This window comes from Achromobacter colocynthidis, from assembly GCF_057334535.1.
The window spans coordinates 23648-32200 of record NZ_JBHFIZ010000036.1 but is presented as its reverse complement, the minus strand read 5'-3'; the positions used below and the strand labels follow the sequence as shown (position 1 = coordinate 32200).

General features: G+C 65.1%; 8 protein-coding genes. 6 read left to right on the top strand and 2 right to left on the bottom strand.

Annotation, left to right across the window (positions count from 1 at the left end):
• Positions 1-655: 655 nt before the first annotated feature.
• The 4 genes from ACE04A_RS18995 to ACE04A_RS18980 all read left to right on the top strand — a co-directional run bounded on the left by ACE04A_RS18995 (position 656) and on the right by ACE04A_RS18980 (position 4236).
• On the top strand, positions 656-1192 hold the full coding sequence (locus ACE04A_RS18995; RefSeq protein WP_100855334.1) for a YaeQ family protein: 537 nt from the start codon (positions 656-658) through the stop codon (positions 1190-1192).
• 136 nt (positions 1193-1328) lie between these two features.
• Positions 1329-1919, top strand: a complete 591-nt coding sequence (locus ACE04A_RS18990; protein ID WP_259248771.1) for a TetR/AcrR family transcriptional regulator — start codon at positions 1329-1331, stop codon at positions 1917-1919.
• Positions 1920-2036: 117 nt separating this feature from the next.
• Positions 2037-2729, top strand: coding sequence for an SDR family oxidoreductase (locus ACE04A_RS18985; protein WP_448717105.1), 693 nt, complete (start codon positions 2037-2039; stop codon positions 2727-2729).
• Positions 2730-2748: 19 nt separating this feature from the next.
• Positions 2749-4236: an MFS transporter gene (locus ACE04A_RS18980; protein WP_448717103.1), complete on the top strand. Its 1488-nt coding sequence runs from the start codon at positions 2749-2751 to the stop codon at positions 4234-4236.
• A gap of 46 nt (positions 4237-4282) precedes the next feature.
• On the opposite strand, the gene ACE04A_RS18975 is transcribed toward ACE04A_RS18980, so the two are convergent.
• Together ACE04A_RS18975 and ACE04A_RS18970 are read right to left on the bottom strand one after the other, a co-directional pair.
• Positions 4283-5641, bottom strand: coding sequence for an ATP-binding protein (locus ACE04A_RS18975; protein ID WP_448717102.1), 1359 nt, complete (start codon positions 5639-5641; stop codon positions 4283-4285).
• Entirely contained in the window at positions 5638-6309 is a 672-nt protein-coding gene (locus tag ACE04A_RS18970) for a response regulator (protein ID WP_447988568.1), read from the bottom strand. Before ACE04A_RS18970 ends, ACE04A_RS18975 begins: the two co-directional genes overlap by 4 nt.
• A gap of 200 nt (positions 6310-6509) precedes the next feature.
• Between ACE04A_RS18970 and ACE04A_RS18965 the strand changes: the two genes are divergently transcribed.
• A complete protein-coding gene (locus ACE04A_RS18965) occupies positions 6510-7073 on the top strand; it encodes a thermostable hemolysin (RefSeq protein ID WP_448717101.1) in 564 nt (187 codons plus the stop codon).
• On the top strand, positions 7070-8551 hold the full coding sequence (locus tag ACE04A_RS18960) for an AMP-binding protein (protein WP_448717100.1): 1482 nt from the start codon (positions 7070-7072) through the stop codon (positions 8549-8551). Before ACE04A_RS18965 ends, ACE04A_RS18960 begins: the two co-directional genes overlap by 4 nt.
• Positions 8552-8553 lie beyond the last annotated feature (2 nt).

The following is an 8553-nucleotide window of genomic DNA, read 5'->3' as shown; positions in this document are numbered from 1 at the left end:
CGCCCCGGACGTCCCCTTCGTCATCCTCGTTGCCGCCTGCGGCGGCTGCCTTCGGATTCCCTCGGGCGCATCGACTCGCCTCGCTCACCCTCGCCCCAACGCCAAACGCTCCAGCCATAGCCGGTGACGGACGCTGGGGCGAACGGTGTGCTTGGCATTCTTGCCACGGGGGTGGTTTGGCGGAGGGTCTTGCAGGGCCGCCAAAACCGGCCGCGCGAGCGGCCTTTTTTGGCATTTGGGCGGCTAGGTGCTCCGCTGGTGCTGCCGACATCGCCAACGCAACCAACGGCGCCAGCTTCACCTGTAGGATGGGTGAAGCGCGGCATGCCTTGAACAAAAACGCCAACCTCCATCGCGCGTAACCCATCAATCACCCCCCGCAAAAACCTACCGCCTCTCCACCGCCAATTTCAACCCGAACGCAATAAACGCCGCGCCCGTCATCCGGTCCAATCCCCGCATGACTCCCGCCCTGGCGTGATGATCCAAATGACGGCGGCAAGGGTGAAGACGAAGAGGGCGGCGGTAACGGTCATAATCTTCGGGCGATCGATACGAAAAGGCGCCGGCCGCAGTGCAATTCCCCCTTGATTTGCTCAGGCGGTATCATGGCGGGCTTCACGCAATTCGCACCATTCACTACGGATTTTTCGCCATGGCCCTGCGCGCCACCATCTACAAGGCCGAACTCAACGTCGCCGACACGGACCGTCATTACTACGGCAGCCATGCGCTGACGGTCGCCCGCCACCCCTCTGAAACGGACGAACGCATGATGGTGCGCCTGGTGGCCTTTGCGCTGCATGCGCAGGAAGAACTGGCGTTCACCAAGGGGTTGAGCGATACCGACGAGCCCGACTTGTGGGTCAAGGACCTGACCGGCGCGGTCAAGCTGTGGATTGAAGTGGGCCAGCCCGAAGAGCGCCGCATTCTGCGCGCTTGTGGGCGGGCGGACGAGGTCATTGTCTATTGCTATGGCGGGTCGGCCAGCAAGATCTGGTGGGATGGCGTGCGCAACAAGCTCGAACGCACTCGCAACCTGAAGGTGGTGAACCTGCCGTCCGACCAGAGCCGGGCGCTGGCCAAGCTTGCCGAGCGCACCATGCAGCTGAACGCCAACATCTCGGACGGCATCGTGTATTTCTCGGCCGACAAGGGCGAGGTCAGCGTCGAACCCGAGGTCTGGCGCTAAGCGCCGCGCCTGCGGGGGCTGTGTCGTTACACCCTCGTAGTCACACCCCCGCAGTTACAAAATCCCCCCGATTTTTCTTGCACGCCGGATTTTTGCGGGATTAATATGATGATCATCATATTTCAGGATCCCGACCATGTCTGGCCCCTCAAACCGCAAAGCGCTTTCTCACGAACGGATTGTTGACGCCGCGGCGCGCGCCATCCGGCGGGAAGGGTATGCCGGGGTGGGCGTGGCCGACATCATGAAGGAAGCCGGGCTGACGCATGGCGGGTTTTACGCGCATTTCCCGTCGCGCGATGCGCTCTTGGCCGCCGCGATGGAACGTGCTGGGCGCGATGGCGCGTCGCGCATGATGCAAAGCGTGGCCAAGCGTCAGGCCGAAGGCGCCAGCGCGTTGCGGGCTTGGGTGGACGCCTATCTGGGCGATGCGCATCTGAAAGGCTGCGAGTCGGGTTGCCCGGTGGCGGCGCTGGCTTCCGAGATGCCGCGCCAGTCGCCCGATGTGCGCGAGGTGGCGGCCGCGCGCGTGCAACGCTTGATGCAGGCGGTGCGTGGCGTTTTGCCCCCGGACGCGGGGGAACACGCCGCCGCAGCGGTGACCAGTACGTTGGTGGGTGCGCTGCAACTGGCGCGCGCGCTGGGCGATAACCCGGAGGGGCGCGCCGTGCTGGCGTCGGCCCGCCAGAGCATTCTTGACCAATACGACACGGTGGCGGCTTCATGAGCTTGACCGCCTACCGATTTCCAGGCCGCTGTGCGCGGCCTTTTTATCCAACATGAATATGATGATCATCATATTTAAACCAGTCAGCAGTCTCTACTTTCCGACAAGGACCCCATCATGAATCTCAAGAATGCAGTCGTGTTGATTACCGGCGCCAACCGCGGTCTGGGTTTGGCTTTTGCGCGCATCGCGCTGGCCCGTGGCGCCCGCAAGGTCTACGCCGCCGCGCGTGACCCGTCCACGATCACCTTGCCTGGGGTCGAGGCCATCAAGCTGGATGTATCCAACCCGGCTGACGTGGCGGCCGCCGCGGCGCGCGCCACGGACGTGACGCTGGTCATCAACAACGCGGGTGTCGCGGCCATGGGCGGCTTCCTGGACGCCGATGCCATCGAATCGGCGCAACGCCACCTGGACGTCAATCTGTTCGGTTCGCTGCGGGTGGCGCAGGCGTTTGCGCCGGTGCTGGCCGCCAATGGTGGCGGTGCGTTGTTGAACGTGCTGTCGCTTGCCAGTTGGCTCAACGGGCAGCCGTTGGGCTTGTACGCGATGAGCAAGTCGGCCGCTTGGGCCATGACGAACGGGCTGCGTCACGACCTGCGCGCGCAGGGCACGCAGGTGCTGGGCTTGCACATGGGGTTTGTGGATACCGATCTGACCAAGGGAATAGACGCGCCAAAGTCCACACCGGATTCCATCGTCAACCAGGCGTTCGACGGCCTGGAGGCGGGTGAGGAAGAGGTGTTGGCCGATGAGCGGACTCGCCAGGTCAAGCAAGGCTTGTCGGCCAACCCGCCGGTTTACCTGTAAGCGCGGGGCTAAGACCACCATGCATGCCAACGCGCATTCCCAAACGCCGCCGACCGCGGCGGTGACCGCAACGTCCACCGCAACGTCCACCGCCGCGCCGACCGCAACGCCCGGCGTAGCGCCCACCGCGCCCACCGCCGCGTCCGTCACGGCTTCGCCCTGGCCCGTATTCTGGGTGGCCAGCATTGCCGTGTTCCTGGTGTCGTTGGACGCCACCATGCTGTACGCGGCCTTTGGCGCGTTGCGCGCGGGCTTTCCCGAGGCATCGGCCGCCGATATGTCATGGGTGCTCAACGCCTACACCGTGGTGTACGCCGCCATGCTTATTCCGTCGGGCGGCCTGGCCGACACGCATGGCCGCAAGCGCATGTTCATGATGGGGGTGGTGTTGTTCCTGGCCGCCTCCGCCGCCTGCGGCCTGGCCGGCAGCGTGGGGTGGTTGATTGCCGCGCGTGTGTTGCAGGCGGTGGGCGCGGCGCTATTGACGCCCGCGTCCCTGTCGATTGTGCTGGCGGCATTTCCCCCGCAAAAGCGCGCGGTGGCGGTCAGCCTGTGGGGCGCGGTGGGCGGCTTGGCCGCGGCCATCGGCCCCAGCCTGGGCGCGTTCGTGGTGGACATGGCGGGCTGGCCCTGGGCGTTCTACATCAATCTGCCGCTGGGCGCGGTGTCGCTCTGGTTCGGTGCCGGGCTGTTGAAGGAATCGGTCAAACCCGAAGCGCGCCGCCGTGTGGATGGCGTGGGCATGGTCTTGTTGATGGTGGCGGTGGGCGCGCTGGCGCTGGCGACGGTGCAGTCGGAATCCCCCTCCTGGACCCGTATGGAACTGCTGGTGGTGGCTGTGGTGGGCGTGGTGTCGATGGGCGCGTTCGTGGCCTGGGCGCGTTCCACGCCGCATCCCCTGGTGGATCTGGCCTTGTTCAAGCACCGCACCTACCGCTATGTGAACCTGGCCACGCTCAGCTTCGGCATTGCATTCGCCATGATGTTCTTCGCCTTCTTCTTCTACATGACGGGCGTGTGGCACTACAGCCTGCCGCGCGCGGGTTTGGCGGTCACGCCCGGCCCCTTGCTGGTGATGCCGACGGCCATCATCACCGGCCGGCTGGCGGCGCGCCTGGGCCACCGGCCGTTCCTGGTGATGGGGTCCTTGATCTACGCGGCCAGCGGTCTGTGGTTCTTGCTGGTGCCGGGCGAACAACCCGCTTATCTGACGCAGTGGTTGCCGGGCCTGTTGTTAAGCGGTATCGGCGTGGGGATGGTGCTGCCGTCCTTGTCGGGCGCCGCCGTCAGCCGCTTGCCGGCGCAACACTACGCGGTGGGCAGCGCGGTGAATCAGGCCACACGGCAGATCGGCGGGGTGATGGGCGTGGCGATCACGGTGTTGCTGCTGGGGCAGGGCGCGGTCAGCCACGCGGATTTCTCGCCTTTGTATATGGGGCATGTGGGGCTGGCGTTGTTGACGGCCTTGCTGTGCCTGGCGGTGGATACGCGGCCGGGCAAGGGGTGAACGGGTGGGGGCACGAAGTGCGCAATACCGCAGGAAGCAAGCCGCGCTACTCTCCGCGCCGTATCGTGACACGTAGCCCGGGTCCAAAGTCGACCGCCGCCTCGCGCATTGCAAACCGGATGTTCATGCCGTGGTTGTGAGCAATGCGGCGAGCAATCGACACGCCCAGCCCGCTACCGGCTTCTTCATGCCCCGCCGCGCGCAAGAATCGATCGCCCAACCGGGGGAGTACGTCGGGGGCGATGCCCGGGCCTTCGTCATCGACCGTGATGTCCGTGGCCGCGAAGGTCAGGCGGACGCGGGAATGCCGGGGGCCGTAGCGAATCGCGTTGTCCAGAATGTTCTTCAGCATGATCGTCAGCGCGTTTTCATCACCGGCCATCGGCAGCGGCAGCACGCCGCTTTCGGGCCATTCCACGGCGATGTCGACATCGCGCCGGTCGGCGATCCAAAGGCAGTCTCCCACCGCTTGTTCAGCCACGACACGCCAATCGACGGAGCCACCAAAGTCCGCATGGTTGGCACTGTCCAGACGAGCCATGGTCAGCAATTGCGACACCAGCCGGTCCAGCCTTTCCATGCCGCGAGTCACGCTGTCCTGTGCCTGGCGTCGTTCAGCGGCATCTTGGGTACGTTGCACCACGTCCCATTGGGCTCGTACTGCCGCCAAGGGCGTGCGCAACTCGTGGGCAGCGTCTGCCGTCAGGCGCCGTTCTTGTTCGATCAGCGTTCCAACGCGCGCCAGCAAGCCGTTCATCGCGTCGGTAAGCACCTTCAGTTCGCCCGGTACTTGCGAGCTTGCCAAGGGCGTGGCGTCATCAGGGCGGCGTCGCTCCAACTGTTTTGATAGATCTCGTACCGGGCGCATCGCCTGGCGTACGGCGAAGATCAGCAACGCGATCAACACGGGTAGCCCCACCAGCCAGGGAACAATCTGGCCGGCGATGTAGGCAACCACCAGGTCGTTGCGTTCCCCGATGCGCTGTCCAACGGCAATGCGGGTTTGGTTGGACGCATCGCTCAAGTAGACCAGCCGCCAGGGCTCGCCACTGACGACGCTTTCGAAGAATCCCTCTCTGTCGCCCTCACGCGGAAACTGCATCGCTTCGGGATCCAGCACCAGCGGGGCACCGGCGCCCCGCCATATCGCAACAGAGAGATCCCCCAGCCCCGCGTCGCCCGTATTCGCCGAAGACGGCGTCTTGGCGGGCGTGGGCAGCAGGGTGGCGGACGGGGGAATCAGCGCGGAGATGGCCAGCGTCTGCTGCGCGAGCCGCAGCATGTCGGTGTCGTAGAGCTCGTTGATCTCGTGCGAGGCGCGCCAGTAGGTTCCGGCGATGGTGATCAGCCAAGCGAGCGGCGCGGCCAGAAGCACGGCAACAATAAGCCTGCGTTGCAAGGTCATGAGTCGGCGTCCACTTGGCCCAGCGCGTAGCCTGATCCACGCACGGTGCGCACAATCTTTGGGTGAATTTTCTTGCGCAGGTGGTGTACGAATACTTCTAGCGCATTGCTTTCCAGTTCCGAGTCCCAGTCGTAGAGTTTGTCGCGAATGAAGTCGCGGGTAAGGACACGGTTGGGATGGGTGAGGAAGAGTTCCAGCAGCAGCGCTTCGCGCGTGGTCAGATCCACCTTTTGGCCCTTCCAGTGCACTTCGTGCAGGGCAGGGTGGTAGTCCAGATGGCCATGGCGCCACACGGGCTCGGGCTTGCCCGCCACGCGCCGCGTCACCGCCCGCAAGCGTGCCGCCAATTCGTCCAGCGTGATGGGTTTGATCAGGTAGTCGTCCGCGCCGGCATCCAGCCCCGCGATGCGGCTTTCGACGGCTTCGCGCGCGGTCAGGATAACGACCGGCAAGCTGCGGCCATTGCGGCGCCAGCGCTTGAGCAGCGCCACGCCGTCTTCGCCCGGCAAGCCAAGATCCAGCACCACGGCATCGTAGTGCACCACTTCCATGGCCTGGTCGCCTTCGCGGCTGCTGGAGAACCAGTCGACGGCATAGCCCAGCAAGCGCAGGCCGGATTTCAAGCCATCGCCGATCAGCGGGTCGTCTTCAATGATGAGGATTCTCATTTATTGCCTTCGCATTGCCTTCGCGCGATATTCGGCTGAGATTACCACCACGCACCCGTTAATTTCTCATTAAGGTTGGCTGCCTAAGCTGCGCACCAGATGTCGATAAACCGACGCCACATCGACCGGATGCCAGTATGCCGCAAACCAAGTTTTTATCGCTGCCCACGCAGAGTTCGATCGCCTCGCAGCCAAGGGCTGTGTCTCGTACGCTGCACATCCACCCCGTCGGCGACCCCATGCGTGGCCGCGTGGAAGCCTACATTCATCAACGCTATCAGCAACGGTTTGGCGCAACGCTGAAAGATTGGCTGCCCACGCTCGTAAGCGTGCAGGAAGACGGAGAAATCCTCGCGGCAGCCGGCTACCGGAGCGCGGACGATTCCTTGTTTCTTGAACGCTACCTGGCGGCGCCGATTGAACAATATCTGCGTGACCACAACGCGCCGGTAGCGCGCCGCCTGATCGTGGAAGCGGGCCAGTTTGCCTCGGCCCGGCCGGGTGGCGGGCGGCTGTTGGTGCCGTTGCTTGCGCGCCACCTGCACCAGCAAGGTTTCGACTGGGCGGTCAGCACCCTGACCAGCGAGTTGCACCACCTGTTCGCCCGCATGGGCTTGGCGCACCAGCCGATTTCAGCGGCCACCTCGGATCACCTGAACGAGCAGGAACGCGGCGATTGGGGCGACTACTACGCCCATGCGCCCCATGTCTTCGCGGGACGCCTGCACGCCATCCTTGAACACTTTCCGGACCAGGACGCATGAACGTCGCCGAGTTTTTTTCCCTATTGCGCGACCCGGGCCGCGGCAGCCGCATTGCGCTACAGACTGGCAAGGAATCACTGGATTACGCAGGCTTGCTGGGGCGGGTGCAAACACGGGCAGATCTGCTCGGGACCCATCGCGCGCAAGTCACCGCGTCACTGATGGATAACGGCGCCGACTGGATCGTCCACGACCTGGCGTGCTTGCTGGCGGGCGTGGTGCACGTGCCCTTGCCCCTGTTCTTCACGCCGGACCAGTGGCGTCAAACGCTGGACGCGGCCGGCGTGAATACCGTCGTAGGTCCGTCGTCGATGCAAGCCATGCTGCATGCATTCGGCTTTGACGTGGCCGAGGCCTTGCCGCATGCGTCGGCGCTGTTCCGGCGCACGGCAAGCGCCGCGCCATTGCCGCGCGGAACTGCGAAGATCACGTTCACCTCCGGGTCGACGGGCAGCCCCAAGGGGGTGTGCCTGGGCGCTACCGAAATGCTGGCCGTGGCCGCCAGCCTGGCGGCGGCGACCCGGCCGCTGGGCATACGACGCCACCTGACCGCCTTGCCGCTTCCTGTGCTGTTGGAGAACATCGCCGGCGTCTATTCGCCATTGATCGAGGGGGCGGCGATCACTACGCGCCCCTTGATTCAGACCGGCTTGCAGGGCTCATCCCGCTTTGATCCCGCCATTTTTCATGCGGCGCTTGTCGATGCGCAGGCGCAAAGCGTCATCGTCTTGCCGCAGATGCTGCGCGCGTATACCGGCTGGCTGCGGGCGACGGGCAGCGGCGCCCCGTCTGAGCTTCGCTTGATGGCGGTGGGCGGCGCGGCGGTAGGCGCGGAATTGCTGACCGCCGCCCGCGCGCACGGGCTGCCCGCCTACGAAGGCTACGGCCTGTCCGAAGCGTGCTCGGTGCAGACGCTGAATTTGCCCGGCGCCGACTGTCCGGGTTCGGCGGGCCGCCCCTTGCCGCATGCGCGCTTGCGCGTAACGGCCGACGGTGAAATCGAGGTGGCCGGCACGCATGCGTTGGGTTATCTGGGCCAGCAGACCGCGCCACGGCAGTGGCTGCCCACCGGTGACCTGGGGCGGCTGGATGAAGCGGGGTTTCTGCACATTGATGGACGCAAGAAGAATCTGTTGATCACGGGCTTCGGGCGCAACGTGTCGCCCGAGTGGATAGAGCTGCGACTGGCGAACCAGGCCGCTATCGCCCAGGCCGTGGTGCTGGGCGAAGGCCAGTCCGAGCTGGGCGCTGTGATCTGGCCGCTAGGCGAGGTGGGTGACGAGGCCATACGCGCCAGTATCGATCGCGCCAACGCCGCACTTCCCGACTACGCGCGGATCGGCCCGTGGATGCGCGCGCGGGCCGAGTTCAGCACGGCCAGCGGCATGGCCACCGCCAACGGCCGCCCGCGCCGTGCTGCCGTGGCGGACCTGCATGCCGACCTGTTTTCGCGGACAACCGCACAACCTCTGGTGTAAAT